The sequence below is a fragment of the Streptomyces sp. NPDC033270 genome (genome assembly GCF_055576575.1).
The window spans coordinates 506,754-524,826 of record NZ_JBVIRA010000002.1 but is presented as its reverse complement, the minus strand read 5'-3'; the positions used below and the strand labels follow the sequence as shown (position 1 = coordinate 524,826).

Sequence of the window (18,073 nt, the reverse complement as noted above, 5' to 3'; positions counted from 1 at the left end):
GGCTGGCGAGCAGCCCTACCGGCCCTGGGGTTGGGGTCAGGTGAGCGCGGGCTCCGCCTGGGGTACGTCGATGTCGAGCATCGAGTCGTCGCGACGTGCGGCAGCGGACAGCATGTCGTTTTCGGCCTGCATCCGGATAAGCTCGGATTCGAGGTCTTGAACGCGCTGCTGAAGCCGTCGCATCTCGGAGAGGACTCGGGGGTCGGAGCCGCCGACGTAACCGAGAAGCGCCTTTGCCATGATGGATGGTCCTCCACAATGAGTGACCGACCGAAGCGGTGTGGGTCGTGAGGGATTCGCACCCGCGGTGCTTGTCATTCTCTGGTGTACTCAATGCCAAACAGCTAAGGTGCGCGGGGATTCCAGAGTCTCACCAAACGGTTTGACGGTCAACACGATCACGCCCCGTATCCTCGGGCACCTGAGAGTGCGCGGCCGCGAGGGCTCTGCGCCGACTCCCCAGAAAGGTCCCGCGGGGGCGTGGAGATCATCCGTACAGCGGCAGCCTTGCACGGGTCGGCCGAGTTGGCAACCACCAGGCCTTATCTCCCGTAAGCAGCTGACAAAGACACACCGGCAAGATCGCCTGTGAGGGCCCCGCGGAGGGCCCCGGCGGGCCCTGTCAGCGGATCTCGAAGCCGTCGTAGCCGCCCCGGGGCGTGTCCCAGATCTCAGTGACTCCGTCGACCCGCCCGGGCGTGTCTCCGGTGCGCAGCCACTCCAGCAGCTGATCGCAGTGGTCCTTCGGCCCCTCGGCGACCACCTGGACGCGGCCGTCACCGAGATTGACCGCGAATCCGGCGAGTTCGCCGATGCGAAGAGCGTTGGCGCGGGTGAACCAGCGGAACCCGACGCCCTGGACCTGACCACGCACCCACGCGGTCACACGGACAGCTTCGTTCATGTGTGCACGTTAACCGGCCAATTGCTCAGCGGGCACGTCGCCCCCATACGCCATGGCGTACAGTCCCCCGACAACGCGACTCACCCATTCGGGTGAGTCATCTTGACGTCTAGCGAAGGCTCTGCGGCAGTAGCCGCCCCAGTGGAGCCGGTGCTTGCACCGGGGGAAAGGAAGACCGCGGATGGGCCGCCATCGACGCTCTGCTCCCCAGACGCCCGAAGCCCCGGCCGCGGGGCTTGTTGACGCACCGACAGCTGTACGGCACGACGCACCGGCCCCGGCCACGCGGCACCGCTCGCACCGCGCCGCGCGCGGCCGCGGCCTGGCGCCCGTACGCACCGGACTGCTCGGCGCCTCCGCCGCGGTGGCGATGGGAGCCGTGGCGGTCGCCTCCGGACTGATCCCCGGCGGCGGCCAGTTCGACGCCGAGAGCGGTGACGGCCGGGGCGACCGGGTCCGTGCCGGCACCCTGCCGGAGACCACCGCGCCGATGGGCGGCCTCTCCCAGACCCCGACCGACCGCGCCACCGACACCGCGAGCCGCGGCGGCGCCCGGCCCACCGCCCCGCGCAGTGACCGCCCCTCCTCCCCCATGACGCCGTCCACGTCCCCCTCGCCGCAGCGGCCGACCAAATCCCCCGCCCGGGAGACGGGTTCGCGGCCCTCCGCCGAGCCCACCGAGCGCCCGTCCTCCACCGCGCCCCCGCGCACCGCGGCCCCGTCGAAGACCCCCGACACTCAGAGCTCCGCCGAGGCCCAGGTCCTGGCGCTGGTCAACCAGGAACGCGCCCAGGCCGGCTGCTCGCCGGTGACCGCGGACAAGGAATTGGCGGGTCTCGCACAGCGGTTCAGTGAGGACATGGCCGAGCGCGGGTTCTTCGACCACACCGACCCCGACGGCCACACTCCCTGGGACCGCGCCCGTGCGCAGGGCATCACCGACCTCGGCGGCGAGAACATAGCCCGCGGCCAGGCCAACGCCCAGTCCGTCATGGACTCCTGGATGAACAGCCCCGGCCACCGCGCCAACATCCTCAACTGCGAGTACCAGACCCTCGGCGTCGGCGTCCACTTCGGCCCGGGCGGCCCGTGGTGGACCCAGGACTTCGGCTTCTGAGATTCCCGCAGGTCAGAGACCTATCAGACACCGGGGGCCGGCTCAGGGCCGGCATTCGTAGCCCCGCCCGCGGGTACGCCGGCAGACTGCCCGACGCGTCGGAAGCTCACGGGGCCATGATCACTCGCGCCGAAGCAGCTCCAGCCCAAAGCCGCTACGCCAACCGCGTAGGCAACAAGCCGCCCGGGTATCCACCACTGGACGACTGACAGACGCCGGGGGGCTCGATGGCTGATGACGTTGAAGTGCTGCTTCAGATGTATCTGGAGCAACATGATCAGGCTCGTCAGCTGGAAACTCAGCGAGCCACGCTCAGCAACCTGCTCATCGTCATTGCCTCCGCCGCACTGGGATTCACTGCCCAACACGGCCTCGAAATGATCATGCTGGTCGTATCGCTGCCCCTGGTCGGCCTGGGAGTCTATGGAGTGCTCGCCTGCCTCAAGTACCACGAACGCGCTGTCCTGCATCACAGGGCAGCTCGTCTGTTCAGCCGGAGTATCGAGGAACGCCAGCCGTCACTCCTCATCAACGACGGATGGGTACAGCTGCACGCACAACAGCGCCTTCGCTTCCCGAAGATGTTCAAGGTGCGTCTGTACTCTCTGTGGATCGCGCTGCACGCCGGCGTCGCAGCAAGTGGCGCTGCCCTTTCGGTGGTCATCCTCGTTCAAGGGCAGTGACTACGACCGCGCCTCTTCCCGGGCCGTGCCGGGGCCGTCGGAACGCACTCAACGCCGACCAACGCTGACCACCACCGACAGCCAAGTCGCAGGTCGCAGCACGCGTCGCGGGCTTCCTCACCGCTGTCGCCGCATCTCCCGCGCGCTCGGCCGGGGTGTCCCTCGAACGGCCGTGCCGGCGGGTAAGGGCGCGAGCGGCAGCTTGATCATCGGGTGCTTCCCCGGCTCAGGGCTGCGGCTGGTCGATCGGCCAGCCGCGCTTCGCGGACAGCTGCGCGACCCTTTCGGCCAGTCCGTCCGGTATGGCCACGCCCATCCGGCGAGCGGCGCCGAGGCGGTGTCTGACGAGCCCGAGGATCCAGTCCAGCTGGTCATCGTTGCGTGATGCGTACTCCTCAAGCGCCTCCTGCATGAGCTGCTGCCGGTCGATGCTCGCGGCGTCCTGTGTCATGGGCGCTGAACTTACCCGGCCCCCTCCGCCGCGGTACATCCGCGGCGGGCAGGAGTTATCCGACTGCTACGTTCGGCCGGCCCGCGGCGGGCGCTGGCAGCGGGGGCAGAAGTAGCTGGAGCGGTTCATCCAGGCGCGGCGGCGGATGGGGGTGCCGCAGCGGCGGCAGGGTTCGTCCTCGCGGCCGTAGGCGTCCAGGGAGCGGTCGAAGTACCCGGACTCGCCGTTGACGTTCACATAGAGGCTGTCGAAGCTGGTGCCGCCGACGGCGAGCGCGGCGTTCATCACGTCCCGTACGTGGCTAAGCAGCTCGGCGGTGCGCGGGCGGGTGAAGGTGGCGGTCGGCCGGTCGTAGTGGAGGCGGCTGCGCCACAGCGCCTCGTCGGCGTAGATGTTGCCGACGCCGCTGATCAGGGTCTGGTCCAGCAGGGCCCGCTTGATGGTGGTCCGGCGGCGGCGCAGCGCGTCGTGGAAGGCGGCGAAGTCGAAGGCCGGGTCGAGCGGGTCGCGGGCGATGTGGGCGATGGCGTCGGGGAGCTGCTCGGCGTCGCCGGGGACGGTGTCGTGCAGCGAGAGGCCGCCGAAGGTGCGCTGGTCGACGAAGCGGAGCTCGGTGCCGAGGTCGTCGGCGAAGCGGACGCGGATGCGCAGGTGCTTCTCGTCGGGGGCGTCGTGCGGCTGGACCAGCAGCTGGCCGCTCATGCCGAGGTGGGCGAGGATCGCCAGGCCGTGGGTGACCGACGGTGTGACGACGGGCGCGAGGCCTTCGGCGGCGGTCTGTGCGGCCGGGCCGCCGCCGGTCACCGGGAGCCAGAGGTACTTGCCGCGCCGGCGGGCCGTGCCTGTCCGCAGCCCCTTGAGCCGGGCCGCGAAGTCGGCCGCACCGGCCGTGTGCCGGCGGATCGCGCGGGGGTGGCGCACCTCGACGGCGTCGATCGTGCGCCCGCTGACCCAGCGCTCCAGTCCGCGGCGTACGACCTCGACCTCGGGCAGCTCGGGCACGGTGGCTCCTTGGGAAAGACTTCTGACCCCGTCCGGGGCGACGCTCGGCCGCCCCGGACGGGGTCAGAAACGGTGGTTCAGTGTGCCGACGACGGGCTGTCGCCGGCGGCCGGAGCCGCAGGAGACTGCGCGGCGGTAGCCGCTCCAGTGGAGCCGGTGCTTGCACCGGGTGCTTCCTCCGACGCGTCGTCACCGGAAGCCGCCGCCTTGGCCGCCTCGTCCGCCGCGGCGCGGATCGCGCGCCATGCGGACTCGGCCGCCTGCTGCTCGGCTTCCTTCTTGCTGCGGCCGGTGCCGGTGCCGTACGAGACACCACCGACGCGGGCGGCAGCAGTAAAGGTCTTCTCGTGGTCCGGGCCGGTCTCGGTGACCAGGTACTCCGGGACACCGAGGCCTTCGGTCGCGGTGAGTTCCTGGAGGCTGGTCTTCCAGTCCAGGCCCGCGCCCAGGCTGGAGGACTTCTCGATGAGCGGGTCGAAGAGCCGGTGTACCAGCTCGCCGGCCGCGTCGAGGCCCTGGTCGAGATAGACCGCGCCGATCACCGCTTCGAGGGTGTCGGCGAGGATGGACGCCTTGTCCCTGCCGCCCGTGCCCTCTTCGCCCCGGCCGAGGCGGATGAAGGCGCCGAGGTCGAGGCCGCGGCCCACCTCGGCGAGCGCACGCGAGTTGACCACCGCGGCCCGGAGCTTGGCCAGCTGGCCCTCCGGCAGGTCGGGGTGGATGCGGTACAGCGTGTCGGTGACCACCAGGCCGAGCACCGAATCCCCGAGGAATTCGAGCCGCTCGTTGGTGGGCAGACCGCCGTTCTCGTATGCGTACGAGCGGTGCGTCAGCGCACGCACCAGAAGGGCGGACTCGAGCTTGTACCCGAGCCGCCCTTCCAGAAGCGTGTGGGACGAGGCCGTGTCCGCCGGAGTCGGTTCATCCCCGCGTGAGCGGGATGTCGATGTGGCGTCTGACATAGAGCCTGTCACCAGCCGCTCAGACCTCGAGGACCTGGCGCTTGTTGTAGGTGCCACAAGCGGGGCACGCGATGTGCTGCTGCTTGGGCTCGTGGCAGCGCTCGCACGCCACCAGGGTGGGGACCGCAGCCTTCCACTGCGACCGGCGGTGGCGCGTGTTGCTGCGCGACATCTTCCGCTTCGGAACAGCCACGGCTACTTCTCCTGCTTCTCGTCGACGCCCGCTTCGGCGCCGCCCATGTTGTCCTTCTCGCCGTCCTTGACGGTCCCGGCGAGTCCCTGCAGTGCCGCCCAACGGATGTCGACGGCGTCGTGGTGGTGGTCCGGGTCGTCCGCCAGCCGCGCTCCGCAATCGGAGCACAGGCCCGGGCAGTCGTCCTGGCACACCGGCTGCATCGGCAGTGCAAGCACCACCGCGTCCCGCAGCACGAGTTCGAGGTCGAACAGGTCGTCCTCGAGGAAGAGGGTGTCCTCCTCGTCCTCGGCGTCGTCGCCGGCGTCCTTGTCGTGGACCCTGGCGTCGGCGTCGGGGTAGGCGAACAACTCCTGGAAGTCGCTGTCGAGCTCTCGCTCCAGCGGCTCCAGACACCTTACGCACTCCCCCTTGACGGTTGCACGGGCGGTGCCTGTGACAAGCACCCCGTCCATGACCGACTCCAGGCGGAGGTCGAGCTCGACCGGTGCGCCCTGGGGCACGCCGATCACCTCGTTGCCGAGGTCCCGGGGGGCCTCGACGGAGCGGGAGACCCTCTTGAGCGCACCGGGCCGCCGGCCCAGCTCACGTGTGTCGAACACGAGAGGGGAGCGATGGTCGAGGCGGGCGTTGATGGGCTTCCTGCTTTCTCCGGGGTTTTCGCACCGCCCGTATTCCGTCGTGGAAATTCGGGCAGCCGAGATCGCGGACATAGGCGCGACCGAAGAGCCAGGATACTGGACGGGCCCCGATAGGCCCAATCCGCTCCCGACCGGACCGGTCCGGCCGCCGGGTCGCCTACTGGCGCCCCTCCTCGTACTGCCGCAGCTGATCGAGGTTGATCATGCTGGTGTCGAAGAGGCTGGTCTCGTCCAGGGCGCCGGGCTGCGCGGCCTGGTCGTGCGGGGCGTGCTGGGGCTGCGGGGGCATCTGCTGCTGGAGGTAGGCGTTCGGGTCGTAGCCCTGCTGCTGCCAGTCGTAGCCGTACGCGCCGGGGTGCTGGGCGTCCTGGGAGTAGGCGACGTCATGGGGCTGCTGGTAGCCGTAGACGTCCTGCTGCTGGTAGGCCGCCGGGTCCTGGTAGTAGCCCTGCTGCTGGGGCTGGAGTGGCTGCTGGTGCTCCTGGGGCTGCTGCTGGGGCAGCTGGGGCACCTGCGGGTCCTGGTCGGCGCCGATGCCCGCCAGCCCGGCCAGGTACTCGGCGTCGGCCTGCGGCCGGCCGGAGTGCGGGTCGTCGCCCTGCGCCGCCAGATGTGCGCCCAGCTCGTCGATCGCCCGGGCCCCCTGGAGCTTGTCGCGGCCCCGACCCACCGCCTCCAGCGTCTTGCTCAGCACGGCCTGGAACGCCCCGAACTTGGCGTCCACGTACACATCGGCGCGCTGCCTGAGGGTCTCGGGGTCGGCGCTGCGCTCGGGGGCCTCGGTGCCGTCCTCGTCCGGGTACCCCTGGTCGTCCAGGCCGGTGCCGAGGCCGAGCAGCTTCTCGCGACCGCGGTCGACCGAACCGATGGTCTTGGTGAGCACGACCTCGAAGTTGGCGAGCTTGCTGTCGACGTAGTCGTCGGCCTCGGCGCGGATCTCCTCCGCTTCCCGGCGGGCCTCCGCGAGGATCCGGTCCGCCTCGTCCTGGGACTGCCGGGCCACCTCGGTGTCGGAGATCAGCGAACCGCGCTGGGCGTGTGCGGACTCGATGATCCGCTCCGCCTCGGCGCGCGCCTGCTCGACCATCTGCTCGCGCCCGCCGAGCAGCTCCTGCGCCTGCGCGAGGGAACCGGGCAGCGCCGCGCGCACCTCCTCCAGCATGGCGAGCAGCTCGGCACGGTTGACCACGCACGATGCCGACATGGGCATGGACCGGGCGCCGGCGACGGTCGCGACGATGTCGTCGAGCTTCTTCTGCACGTCCACCTTGGACTCGCCACTCTCTGGGGGTTGGAACGACGGAACGGGTCGACTGTACGTCCACGGGGCCTGCACCCGACACCAACTGACGGTCCATCAGCCAAGCATCGCGGGCGTGCGCCGGGGGCGGGGTCAGTCCCTCTCGCGCAGCCGCTCGGTGAGGGCTTCGAGGACGAACGACGGGACCAGGTGGGAGACGTCACCGCCCCAGGCGGCGACCTCCTTGACGAGGCTGGAGGACAGGAAGCTGTAGGTGGGGTTGGTGGGCACGAAGAGGGTCTCCACCCCCGACAGCCCGTTGTTCATCTGGGCCATCTGCAGCTCGTAGTCGAAGTCGCTGACGGCGCGCAGTCCCTTGACGATCGCGGGGATGTCGCGCTGCTTGCAGAAGTCGACGAGCAGGCCGTGGAAGGACTCGACCTCGACGTTGCCGTACTCGGCGGTGGCCCGGCGGATCAGGTCGATCCGCTCGTCGACCGTGAACAGCCCCTTCTTGGACTGGTTGATCATCACGGCGACGTGGACGACGTCGTACAGCTTGGAGGCACGGGCGATGATGTCCAGGTGCCCGTTGGTGATGGGGTCGAACGACCCCGGACAGACGGCGCGGCGCAACTCGGGTTCCTCGCTCTCCGATCCGGTCATGACACGCTTGTTGACGTCGATTCGGCGGACGTCGAAGCGGCGCGACCGTACCAAAGCGTCCCCTCGCCGTAGCGACGGGCCTTGATCGCTTCGAATCCGTCCGGCCATGGGAACGTGCCGCCTCGGGTGCTGCGTTCCACGGTGACGAGTGCCTGCTCGGTCAGCCACCCCTGACCACGGAGTGTGAGCAGGATCTCGCGCAGTTCCTGGTCGGTCACCGCGTAGGGCGGGTCCAGGAAGACGATGTCGTACGGGTCGCCGGGGGCCGGTGCGGCGGCGGTCTGCTCGGCCTTGCCGGCCCGGACCTCGGCGCCCGGGAGGCCCACCGTGCGGACGTTGTCGCGGATGGTGCGGACGGCGCGGGCGTCGGCCTCGACCAGCAGGACGTGGGCGGCGCCGCGGGAGAGCGCCTCCAGCCCGACCGCCCCGGAACCGCCGTAGAGATCGAGCACCCGGGCGCCGGCCAGCGGCCCGTCGAGCGACTCCCAGGTGGAGAACATGCCCTCGCGCGCCCGGTCGGAGGTCGGGCGGGTGCCGTTGCCGGGGGGTACGGCCAGGCGGCGGCCGCCGGCCGTACCGGCGATCACGCGGGTCATGGGCCCGTCCTTACGTTGCGCGTGGTCGGTGTGGAGTGCTGGTGGGAGCCGGTCGGGCTCCGCTCCTCCACGATATTCCGTCGACCGGCGGCGAACGGCCGTCCAAGGCGCCGCTCGGGCGCCCGGGCCAGTGATCGATCTCACGGCCGGACGGCGCGGGAGGTCCCCGCCGCGCCCGGCTCCGGGCCGGCCGGCACTCCCCCGCTCGTCGCGCAACCCCTCAGCCCTTGTCCAGATACTGCTCCCGCTCCTCGTCCAGCAGGGCGGACAGCGCGATCCTCAGCTCCGGATAGCCGGTCAGCTCCGGATCCGCGGTGACCAGCGCCGTGGCCTCCTCGCGGGCGGACGCGATGATCTCCTCGTCGTCGATGACCGTGAGCATCCGCAGCGAGGAGCGGACGCCGGACTGCGCCTGTCCGAGGACGTCGCCCTCGCGTCGCTGTTCGAGGTCGATACGGGAGAGTTCGAAGCCGTCGAGGGTGGCGGCCACGGCGGCCAGCCGGGCCCGGGCGGGGCTGGCCTCGGGCATCTCGCTGACCAGCAGGCACAGTCCGGGCGCCGAGCCGCGGCCGACCCGGCCGCGCAGCTGGTGCAGCTGGGAGACGCCGAAGCGGTCCGCGTCCATGATCACCATGGCGGTGGCGTTCGGGACGTTCACCCCGACCTCGATGACCGTCGTCGCGACCAGCACGTCCAGCTCTCCGGCGGCGAAGGACCGCATCACCTCGTCCTTGTCGTCCGGCGCCATCCTGCCGTGCAGCACCGCCACCCGCAGGCCGTCGAGCGGTCCCCTGGCGAGCTGTTCGGCGATGTCGAGCACCGCGAGCGGCGGGCGCTTCTCCTGCGCGTCCTCCGGTGAACTCGCCTCGGCGGCGGCCCCCTTGGAGCCGGAGCCGCCCTTCTTGCCCTTGGGCGCCTCCTCCTCGTCGTCGCCGATCCGCGGGCACACCACATAGCCCTGGTGCCCGGCGGCCACCTCTTCGCGGACCCGCTCCCAGGCGCGGGCGAGGAAGTGCGGCTTGTCCTTGGCGGGCACCACATGGCTGGCGATCGGCGAGCGTCCGGCGGGGAGTTGGTCCAGGACGGAGGTCTCCAGATCGCCGAAGACGGTCATGGCGACCGTGCGCGGAATGGGTGTGGCCGTCATGACGAGCAGGTGCGGCGGCTGCTTGCCCTTGCCGCGCAGCGCGTCGCGCTGTTCGACGCCGAAGCGGTGCTGTTCGTCGACGACCACCAGCCCCAGGTCGTGGAACTGCACCTTGTCCTCGATCAGGGCATGGGTGCCGACGACGATCCCGGCCTCGCCGGTGACCAGATCGAGCAGCGCCTGGCGGCGGGCCGCGGCCCCCATGGAGCCGGTCAGCAGCACCACCTTCGTCCCCTGTTCGGCCCCGCCCAGCATGCCGCCCTCGGCCAGTTCGCCCATCATCTCGGTGATGGAGCGGTGGTGCTGCTGGGCCAGCACCTCGGTCGGCGCGAGCATCGCGGCCTGGCCGCCGCTGTCGACCACCCCGAGCATGGCGCGCAGCGCGACCATGGTGTTGTGCGTGACGGTGAAGTGGTCGGTCACATAGGCGTGGTCGGGGTGCGCGACGCTGATGCACTGGGCGGGCTTGCGGCCGACGTGCTCGATGGCCTGGATGGTGCGGCGGAAGCGGACATCGCCCGGGGGCCGCCGGGGCGTCGGGTCCGCCCCCCGGGAGAGCGGGTACGTGTCGGGAAGCGCCACGGCGACGTCGTACACACCGCGCACGCCGGGTGCGGGGATCAGGCGGGCGCTGCCGCCCAAAGAGCGCACCAGCCAGGCGAGGCCCTCGGCCGTCGCGGTGGGGGCCCCGCGGAAGGCCGCGCCGTTTCCGAAGAACTCGCCCCCCGCGTCCATCAGGCCCTGCACCACGGCCAGCCGGTCCTTGAGCGGCGCGTTCCGACAGGCGTCCGGGACCCGGCCCCCGTTGTCGGCCAGCGCCCGGCCCAGCTCGTACGGATCGCGCGGGCGGAGCTCCCCGCCGTCGAGGTCCACCGGCACGGCCGGCGCGATGGACCACTTGGGCCGGCCGTCGGCGCCCAGCAGATCGCCGCGCAGCTCGCGCGTCGTCAGCACCCGCTCCTCCGTGCCTTGGGCCCCGACGATCCACAGGTGCTCGTCGTCGCACTCGACGGCGCTGCCGTCCGACAGCACCAGCCGCCACACCTCCCGCTCCCCCTGGGGAAAGACACCGTCCACCACGGCGATCTCGCCGCTCGGCACGACCACCTCCGTGCCGACGGCCATCTCCCCCATGGGCCGAAAGCCGCGCGGCGTCAGCACCAGGGCGTCCAGCGGCTGCGCCTTGCCGGAGCCCACCTCGCCCTGGAGGAGGCGGTGCATGGGGTGTTCGGTCGCCAGGTCGTCGAAGATCTCCCGGCTGACCTTCTGCTGGCCGTCGGTGAGGGTGAAGGGCAGCTTGGCGTCGAAGGCGTCGAGGATGCCGCCCTTGACCATCTTGCGTGCCACGGCGGGGAGTTGGGTGTCGGCGAGCCGGCGGCGGGCGAGGGCGACCTGCATCACGAACGCCTCGTCCCACTTCAGCCGGGCCCGCGCGTCGGCGATGTCGGCCTTGCTCCCCGGCCGGTGGATCTTGAGCAGTGCCTCGGGCAGCGGGACCAGCGCGCGCCCCTCGCGCAGCGCCTCGGGCAGCGGATCGACGGCGTCCGGCGCGCTGGGCAGCACCGCGTCGACCGCCTTGGCGATCTTCCAGGACGCCATCTGCTGGCAGGCCGGGTAGATCGGCATCAGCTGATGGGCGAACGCGCTGGCCGCGTCGGCTCCGTCGCCGGCGTCGCGGTCGAGGAGCTCGTACTCGGGGTGGGCGAGCTGCAGTTTGCGGTTGAAGACCGACACCTTGCCGGCGAACATCGCGCGCCGCCCCGGCACCAGCTCCTTGTGCGGCTTGTGGATGCCCTTGCCGAAGAAGACCAGCTGGAGCCGGCCGCTGCCGTCCGTGAGCGTCACTTCGAGGCGCTGCCCCCGGCCGGCGTTGAATTTCAGCACCCGGGAATCCGCGACCTGCGCGACGACCGTGACGTGTTCGTCCAGCGGGAGATCCGCGAGGCGGGTCAGCTCACCACGCTCGGCGTAGCGGCGCGGGTAGTGGTGCAACAGGTCGCCGACCGTATGCAGGTCGAGCTGCTCGGCCAGCACCTTCGCGGTGGTACCGCCGAGGATTTTCTTCAGGGATTCGTCGAGCGCAGCCACGCGTCTATTGCACACCACGCCTGTGACAATTGCGGCTCACCCACCGGCACGGGCGCTCACTCCACGCCGATGAGCAGCGGCGCGGCGTGCTGGCCGCCCTCGTAGACGACCGTGTCCACGGCCAGATGCCGCTCGCGCACATGCCGCTCCAGCCGCTCGGCGAGGGAGTCGGGCGCGTCGGCGCCCAGGACCAGGGTCACCAGTTCCCCGCCGGCCGACAGCATCCGGTCCAGGACGGTCATCGCGGTGCGGGTGAGGTCCGAGCCGATCACCGCGACATCGCCGTCGATCAGGCCCAGGACGTCCCCGGCCTGGCAGACCCCGGCCATCGTCCACGACTGCCGCTCGGCGAGGGCCAGCTCCGCGTAGCGGGTGGCGCCCGCGGCCGAGGTCATCGCGACCACGTCCTCGTCGAAGCTGCGGCCCGGCTCGTGCACGGCCAGCGCGGCGAGGCCCTGGACGGCGGCGCGGGTGGGGATCAGCGCGACCCGTACGCCTTCGGTGCGGGCCTGTTCGGCGGCGGCCGCCGCGGTGTGCCGCAGTTCGGGGTCGTTGGGCAGCAGCATCACCTCGCGGGCGTGCGCCTGCCGGATCGCCTGCACCAGTTCACCGCTGGCGGGCGGCTCCCCGGGACGTACGGAGACCGGCGTGGCGCCGGCTTGCGCGCACAGTCCGGCCAGTCCGTCGCCCGGCACCACCGACACCACGGCCCGGGCCGCCATCGCCGGCTCCCTGGCGCGGCCGGCACCGCCGAAGTGGGTGATGCGGATCCGGTACGGCCGGCCCGCCTCGATGCCGGCCTCCACGGCCGCGCCCGCGTCGTCGACGTGGACATGGACGTTCCACAGGCCGTCCCCGCCGACCACCACCAGGGAGTCGCCGAGACCGTCGAGGCGGGTGCGCAGCCGCGCCACGGCCGCGTCGTCGGCCTCCAGCAGGTAGATCACCTCGAAGGCCGGCCCGTCCGGGTCCCCGCGGTCCTCCGCGGCCGTCCGGGCGGCGACCTCGCAGCCGGCCGCCTCGGGCAGCGGGGCGTCGGCCCGTACCGCGACCGGGGTCGCCGAGACCTTCCCGCCGAGCGCGTCGGCGAGCGCGCCCAGCAGGGCGACGAGCCCGCAGCCGCCGGCGTCCACGACGCCGGCCCGGCCCAGGACCGCGAGCTGCCCGGGGGTCGCCCGCAGGGCGCTGCGGGCGCCCTCGTGGGCGGCGTGGGCGATCTCGGCCGCGCCGCCCGCCCCGCCGGCGGCCCGCTCCGCGGCGTCGGCGGCCGCGGTCGCGACGGTCAGGACGGTGCCTTCCACGGGGTGCGCGACGGCCTCGTAGGTCGCCGTGGCGGCCCGGCGCAGCGACCTGCGCAGCGCGTCCGCTCCGCCGTCGGTGCCGCCGTCCGCGGCCGCCAGCACCTCGGTCATCCCGCGCAGCAGCTGCGCCACGATCGTGCCGGAGTTCCCGCGCGCCCCTATGAGGGCGCCGTGCGCCATGGCGCCGATGGCGTCGGCCAGGCCCGGGGCGGTACCGGCCGAGGCGTGCCCGTCGAAGGCGGCCTCGACCGCGCGGGCGGCCGATTCGAGCGTCAGATACAGGTTGGTGCCGGTGTCGCCGTCGGCCACCGGGTAGACGTTGATCGCGTCGATCCGCTCGCGTTCCCGGCCGAGCGCCTCCAGGGCCAGCCCGCACCAGGAGCGGACCGCGGCGGCGTCGAGCGGGTACGGCACGTCGTCCTCCTGGGTCACGGGATGCACCGCACAGTAGCCGCGGCCGGGCGGGGAGGCCGGAGCGGGGGCCCTGGGGTGCGTGATAGTTTCGTTCTACGGGAGCGGTCGTTGTATGCTGCTCCGGTTGCCCGATGCGAATCGGGCCATTTCCTCTCCTGACGACGCCGGCCGGGCAATGCACTCGGCTCGTCGGGATCTCACCGTAAGTGCATCTGAAGTCTTTGGAGTGACCCGTGGCTGCCAACTGCGACGTCTGCGGCAAGGGGCCGGGCTTCGGCAAGAGTGTCTCGCACTCGCATCGCCGCACCAACCGTCGTTGGAACCCCAACATCCAGACGGTTCGTGCAGTGATCGGGCGCACGCCGAAGAAGCTGAACGCCTGCACCTCGTGCATCAAGGCCGGCAAGGTCTCGCGCTGACGCCTTAGCCGTAGCGCAGCCCGACCGGTTGCTTGGGAAGCCGGTCCACCCTCGTGGTGGACCGGCTTCTGCCGTTCCCGGGGCAGGGCAGGGCAGGGCGTGACAACGGCAGAGGAGCGCTCCGCGAGCGCCGCTGCCCGGCCGAGCGTCGCCGGGGCCGTGCTCAGCGCCCGTCGCGCAGGCGCCAGCCGTGGTCCACGGGGCCGATGCCCGCGCCCAGCCGGAAGCCGGCCGCGATGGCGCCGGTGACGTACTCCTTGGCGGCCGCGGCGGCCTGCGGGACGGTGTCCCCCTTGGCCAGCCGTGCGGCGAGCGCGCTGGCGAGCGTGCAGCCGGTGCCGTGGGTGTGCCGGTTGTCGTGGCGGGGGGCGCGCAGCCAGTGCTCCTCGGTGCCGTCGGTGAGCAGATCGACGGCCGTGTCCCCGGCGCCTCCGGGCCCGCCGCCCTCCGCGACCGGCAGATGGCCGCCCTTGATGAGCGCCCAGCGCGGCCCGAACTCCAGGACGGCGGCGGCCGCCCGCCGCATGTCGGCCTCCTCCTGGACGCGTACGCCGGTGAGCTGGGCGACCTCGTCCAAGTTGGGGGTGGCGACGGTGGCCGTCGCCAGCAGCTTGCCGCGCACCGCGTCCAGCGCGGAGGCGGCCAGCAGCGCATCGCCGTGTTTGGACACCCCGACGGGGTCGACGACGACCGGGACCGTGAGTTCGGCGAGCAGCTCCGCGACGGTTTCGACGAGTTCCGCGGAGGAGAGCATCCCGGTCTTGACCGCCTGGACGCCGATGTCGTCGACGACGCTGCGGAACTGGGCCCGGACGGCCTCGGCGGGCAGCTCCCACGCGCCCTGGACGCCCAGGGAGTTCTGGGCGGTGACGGCGGTCAGCACGCTCATGCCGTGGGTGCCGAGCGCCAGCATCGTCTTCAGGTCGGCCTGGATGCCCGCGCCGCCGCCGGAGTCGGACCCGGCGACGGTCAGGACGCGTGGAGGTATGCCCATGCCGCCGAATCTACTAGGGCCTGCCCGGGCGATCAGGGCCTAGGGCCTGTCCGATGGGTCAGGGTCGGAGAGGCCGCGGCGTCTGGTGCGGTGCATCGCAAGGCGCCGGAGCGTCTCGATAGCGGAGCTATCGGGACGTTTCGGCAACGCCGCGAGGTGCCGTGCCAGACGCCGCGGCCTCGGCCATGACCCATCGGGCAGGCCCTAGGCGTCCCCGTTGTCCCCGAAGTGGTCCCAGCCGGCCTTTGCCCAGGGGGCGCCGTCCACCGTCACCTGCGGCAGCGCGGAGGGGTTGAGCACCTCGCCGATGACCTTCCACCGGGCGGGCAGCTTCACATCGGGCGGGAAGGTGGCCACGATGGCGTGGTCCTCGCCACCGTTGAGCACCCACTGCATCGGGTCCACGCCGACCGCCGTACCGATGTCGGACATCTGCGAGGGGATGTCGATCGCGGCGGACCGCAGATCGATCCGGACCTTGCTGGCCTCGGCGATGTGCCCCAGGTCGGCGACGAGTCCGTCGCTGACGTCGGTCATGGCGGTGGCGCCGAGTCCGGCGGCCGCCGGGCCCGCGTGGTACGGGGGCTCGGGACGGCGGTGCGCCTCCACGAAGGCCCGCGGTGAGCGGAAGCCGCGGGTCAGGACGGCGTGCCCGGCGGCGGACCAGCCCAGCCAGCCGGTCACCGCGACCACGTCGCCGGGCTGGGCGCCGGCCCGGGTGACCGGCTCCTGGTTGCGCAGGTCGCCGAGCGCGGTGATGGCGACGGTGATGGTGTCGCCGCGTACGACGTCGCCGCCGACGACCGCGGCACCGGCCACCTGGCACTCGTCCCGCAGGCCGTCCATCAGCTCGGTCGGCCAGGTCGCGGGGAGCTCGGCGGGGACGACCAGGCCGAGCAGGATCGCGGTGGGCACCGCGCCCATCGCCGCGATGTCGGCGAGGTTCTGCGCCGCGGCCTTGCGGCCGACGTCGTAGGCGGTGGACCAGTCGCGCCTAAAGTGCCGGCCCTCCAGCAGGATGTCGGTGCTGGCGACCACCCTGCGGTCCGGCGCGGTGACCACCGCGGCGTCGTCGCCCGGCCCGATCCGTACCGCCGGAGTGGAGGTGAGCCGGGAGGTGAGCTCCCTGATCAGCCCGAACTCGCCCAGCTCCCCCACGGTGCCCTTCATGCTGTTGCCCTTCCCATGTGTACGGACGGTCCGTACGTGGCTGACGGCTGCGCCCCACTTCCCCTGTTCACCGCGCGGGTCTCCCCGCTCCGCGCGGTGACGCGGTACCGTGGCGTCCCTTCTTCCCACATGATCCTCGAAGCCGCCCTGGAGGTTCCGTGGTACAGGCCTACATCCTGATCCAGACCGAGGTCGGCAAGGCCTCGGCGGTAGCGGAGGTGATCTCGAAGATCTCCGGTGTACTGCAGGCCGAGGACGTGACCGGCCCCTATGACGTCATCGTGCGCGCTCAGGCCGACACTGTCGACGAACTGGGGCGGATGGTGGTCGCGAAGGTCCAGCAGGTGGAGGGCATCACCCGCACCCTTACCTGTCCGGTCGTTCATCTGTAGCTCCCCCGTATGCTCGGCCGGGTGATCTGTGCGCGTCGCCGGTACCTGGCCCTGCCGTTGCTCACCGTGCTGGTCGGCGCGGTGAGCTGTTCGTCTTCCGTGGACGTGGCCGCCCCCTCACCCCCCGGTGAGGCGGCACGGCACTGCCGGGCGCTCCACCGGGAGCTGCCGCAGACCGTGGACGGGCTCGCGCGACGTGCCGCCGAGCCCGTTTCCGACTTCACTGCCATATGGGGCGATCCTGCCGTGAAACTGCGCTGCGGGGTGCCGAAGCCCGACGTCCTGACGTACGGGAGTGAACATTACAACCCCAAGGCCGACGCGGCGGAAGTCAACGGCGTCGAATGGCTCTTCGAGAAGCAGGAGGACGGGTACCGCTTCACGACCGTGCTGCGCAAGGCCTATGTCGAGGTGACCGTTCCCGGGAAGTACGCCCCCGAGGTCGATGTGCTCACCGACCTCGCGGGCGCCGTGCGCAGGGCAGTGCCGAAGGGCGTCTAGCGCAGCCCCGTCGAGCGCTGGAGCGCGGCCTGGAGGAGCCGGTCGATCAGCTCCGGGTAGCTCACACCGCTCTCCTGCCACATCCGCGGGTACATGGAGATGGGCGTGAACCCGGGGAGTGTGTTGATCTCGTTGATCACGAACTCGCCGTCCTCCTGCAGGAAGAAGTCCGCCCGCACCAGGCCCTCGCAGGAGGCCGCCTCGAAGGCCGCGACGGCCAGCTCCTGGACCTTGGCGGTCTGCTCGGCGGTCAGCGGCGCGGGCACGATCCCGGTGGCCGAGTCGATGTACTTGGCCTCGAAGTCGTAGAAGTCGTGCGCGGTCACCGGCGGGATCTCGGCCGGGACGCTGGCCCGCGGGCCGTCCTCGAACTCCAGCACCCCGCACTCGATCTCGCGGCCGCGCAGCAGCGACTCCACGAGGATCTTGGGGTCGTGCCGGCGGGCCTCCTCGATGGCCTCGTCCAGGCCGCCGAGGTCGTCGACCTTGCTGATGCCCATGGACGAGCCGGCCCGGGCGGGCTTGACGAAGAGCGGCCAGCCGTGTTCCGCGGCGAAGTCCACGATCTTCTTGCGGGCGGCAGCGGGGTCCTGGTCCCACTCCCGCGGGCGGATGACCTCGTACGGGCCGACCGGCAGCCCGAAGGAGGTGAACACCCGCTTCATGTAGTCCTTGTCCTGGCCGACGGCGGAGGCGAGCACGCCCGAGCCGACGTAGGGCACGCCGGAGAGCTCCAGCAGGCCCTGCAGGGTGCCGTCCTCGCCGTAGGGGCCGTGCAGGACGGGGAAGACCACGTCGACCTCGCCGAGCGCCTTGGGCACCGAGCCCGGCTCGCTGTAGACGACCTCACGGCTGGTCGGGTCGACGGGGAGCACCACGGAGCCGTCGGCGGACTCGGCGAGCGCGGCCACGCTGGGCAGCTGCCGGTCGGTGATGGCCATCCGGTCGGGGTCGTCGGCGGTCAGTGCCCAGCGGCCGTCGGTGGTGATGCCGATGGGCAGCACGTCGTACTTCTCGCGGTCGATGGCGCGCAGCACGGCTCCGGCGGTGAGTACGGAGATGGCGTGCTCGGAGCTGCGGCCGCCGAACACGACGGCGACGCGGGGCTTGTGGGAGGAGGTCTGGCTGCTCATATCGCGTCGAGGGTACCTGCTGGTAGAGCCTGCGTCAGCGTTGCGGCGCCGGGTAGTAC

Annotated in this window: 20 protein-coding genes; 5 read left to right on the top strand and 15 right to left on the bottom strand. The window is 71.6% G+C overall.

What is annotated here, in order from left to right; genetic code table 11:
- Positions 1-36 precede the first annotated feature (36 nt).
- Together ACZ5XZ_RS05860 and ACZ5XZ_RS05855 are read right to left on the bottom strand one after the other, a co-directional pair.
- Positions 37-240 (bottom strand): hypothetical protein, encoded by a 204-nt coding sequence (locus ACZ5XZ_RS05860; protein ID WP_006602857.1) that lies wholly within the window; start codon positions 238-240, stop codon positions 37-39.
- A 382-nt stretch (positions 241-622) separates the two neighbouring features.
- Positions 623-904 (bottom strand): acylphosphatase, encoded by a 282-nt coding sequence (locus tag ACZ5XZ_RS05855; RefSeq protein WP_384433684.1) that lies wholly within the window; start codon positions 902-904, stop codon positions 623-625.
- 181 nt (positions 905-1,085) lie between these two features.
- Between ACZ5XZ_RS05855 and ACZ5XZ_RS05850 the strand changes: the two genes are divergently transcribed.
- Positions 1,086-2,021, top strand: a complete 936-nt coding sequence (locus ACZ5XZ_RS05850) for a CAP domain-containing protein (RefSeq protein ID WP_468974839.1) — start codon at positions 1,086-1,088, stop codon at positions 2,019-2,021.
- A 227-nt stretch (positions 2,022-2,248) separates the two neighbouring features.
- Positions 2,249-2,704: a hypothetical protein gene (locus ACZ5XZ_RS05845; protein ID WP_468974838.1), complete on the top strand. Its 456-nt coding sequence runs from the start codon at positions 2,249-2,251 to the stop codon at positions 2,702-2,704.
- Positions 2,705-2,930: 226 nt separating this feature from the next.
- Here ACZ5XZ_RS05845 and ACZ5XZ_RS05840 read toward each other — a convergent pair whose 3' ends face one another.
- From ACZ5XZ_RS05840 to ACZ5XZ_RS05795, 10 genes are all read right to left on the bottom strand, one after another.
- Positions 2,931-3,155 (bottom strand): hypothetical protein, encoded by a 225-nt coding sequence (locus ACZ5XZ_RS05840; RefSeq protein WP_468974837.1) that lies wholly within the window; start codon positions 3,153-3,155, stop codon positions 2,931-2,933.
- 66 nt (positions 3,156-3,221) lie between these two features.
- Positions 3,222-4,157 (bottom strand): bifunctional DNA-formamidopyrimidine glycosylase/DNA-(apurinic or apyrimidinic site) lyase, encoded by a 936-nt coding sequence (gene mutM / locus ACZ5XZ_RS05835; RefSeq protein WP_468974836.1) that lies wholly within the window; start codon positions 4,155-4,157, stop codon positions 3,222-3,224.
- A 77-nt stretch (positions 4,158-4,234) separates the two neighbouring features.
- Entirely contained in the window at positions 4,235-5,119 is an 885-nt protein-coding gene (rnc, locus tag ACZ5XZ_RS05830; protein WP_468974835.1) for a ribonuclease III, read from the bottom strand.
- Between the two features lie 19 nt (positions 5,120-5,138).
- Positions 5,139-5,312 carry a 50S ribosomal protein L32 gene (gene rpmF / locus ACZ5XZ_RS05825; RefSeq protein ID WP_028802425.1) on the bottom strand — a complete coding sequence of 58 codons (174 nt, stop codon included), beginning with the start codon at positions 5,310-5,312 and terminating at the stop codon, positions 5,139-5,141.
- 2 nt (positions 5,313-5,314) lie between these two features.
- Positions 5,315-5,914: a YceD family protein gene (locus tag ACZ5XZ_RS05820; protein ID WP_468974834.1), complete on the bottom strand. Its 600-nt coding sequence runs from the start codon at positions 5,912-5,914 to the stop codon at positions 5,315-5,317.
- 196 nt (positions 5,915-6,110) lie between these two features.
- A complete protein-coding gene (locus tag ACZ5XZ_RS05815) occupies positions 6,111-7,220 on the bottom strand; it encodes an ATP synthase F0 subunit B (RefSeq protein ID WP_468974833.1) in 1,110 nt (369 codons plus the stop codon).
- Positions 7,221-7,346: 126 nt separating this feature from the next.
- Positions 7,347-7,829, bottom strand: a complete 483-nt coding sequence (gene coaD / locus ACZ5XZ_RS05810; RefSeq protein WP_468974910.1) for a pantetheine-phosphate adenylyltransferase — start codon at positions 7,827-7,829, stop codon at positions 7,347-7,349.
- A gap of 26 nt (positions 7,830-7,855) precedes the next feature.
- A complete protein-coding gene (rsmD, locus tag ACZ5XZ_RS05805; protein ID WP_384433704.1) occupies positions 7,856-8,455 on the bottom strand; it encodes a 16S rRNA (guanine(966)-N(2))-methyltransferase RsmD in 600 nt (199 codons plus the stop codon).
- Positions 8,456-8,675: 220 nt separating this feature from the next.
- Entirely contained in the window at positions 8,676-11,690 is a 3,015-nt protein-coding gene (locus ACZ5XZ_RS05800) for a helicase-related protein (protein WP_468974832.1), read from the bottom strand.
- A 56-nt stretch (positions 11,691-11,746) separates the two neighbouring features.
- Entirely contained in the window at positions 11,747-13,423 is a 1,677-nt protein-coding gene (locus ACZ5XZ_RS05795; protein ID WP_468974831.1) for a DAK2 domain-containing protein, read from the bottom strand.
- A gap of 215 nt (positions 13,424-13,638) precedes the next feature.
- On the opposite strand from ACZ5XZ_RS05795, the gene rpmB reads away from it, so the two are divergent.
- On the top strand, positions 13,639-13,824 hold the full coding sequence (rpmB, locus tag ACZ5XZ_RS05790; protein WP_006602870.1) for a 50S ribosomal protein L28: 186 nt from the start codon (positions 13,639-13,641) through the stop codon (positions 13,822-13,824).
- A gap of 163 nt (positions 13,825-13,987) precedes the next feature.
- On the opposite strand, the gene thiD is transcribed toward rpmB, so the two are convergent.
- Both thiD and ACZ5XZ_RS05780 read right to left on the bottom strand, forming a co-directional pair.
- Complete coding sequence (gene thiD / locus ACZ5XZ_RS05785) at positions 13,988-14,818, bottom strand: bifunctional hydroxymethylpyrimidine kinase/phosphomethylpyrimidine kinase (RefSeq protein WP_468974830.1); 831 nt, start codon at positions 14,816-14,818, stop codon at positions 13,988-13,990.
- A 204-nt stretch (positions 14,819-15,022) separates the two neighbouring features.
- The gene (locus ACZ5XZ_RS05780) at positions 15,023-15,988 is read right to left on the bottom strand and encodes a thiamine-phosphate kinase (RefSeq protein WP_468974829.1); all 966 of its coding nucleotides are present in this window, start codon (positions 15,986-15,988) and stop codon (positions 15,023-15,025) included.
- Between the two features lie 158 nt (positions 15,989-16,146).
- On the opposite strand from ACZ5XZ_RS05780, the gene ACZ5XZ_RS05775 reads away from it, so the two are divergent.
- Together ACZ5XZ_RS05775 and ACZ5XZ_RS05770 are read left to right on the top strand one after the other, a co-directional pair.
- Entirely contained in the window at positions 16,147-16,380 is a 234-nt protein-coding gene (locus tag ACZ5XZ_RS05775) for an Lrp/AsnC ligand binding domain-containing protein (protein WP_384433720.1), read from the top strand.
- Between the two features lie 9 nt (positions 16,381-16,389).
- On the top strand, positions 16,390-16,881 hold the full coding sequence (locus ACZ5XZ_RS05770; protein ID WP_468974828.1) for a DUF3515 domain-containing protein: 492 nt from the start codon (positions 16,390-16,392) through the stop codon (positions 16,879-16,881).
- On the opposite strand, the gene ACZ5XZ_RS05765 is transcribed toward ACZ5XZ_RS05770, so the two are convergent.
- Positions 16,878-18,014: a D-alanine--D-alanine ligase family protein gene (locus tag ACZ5XZ_RS05765; RefSeq protein WP_468974827.1), complete on the bottom strand. Its 1,137-nt coding sequence runs from the start codon at positions 18,012-18,014 to the stop codon at positions 16,878-16,880. The genes ACZ5XZ_RS05770 and ACZ5XZ_RS05765 overlap by 4 nt on opposite strands.
- Between the last annotated feature and the right edge of the window lie 59 nt (positions 18,015-18,073).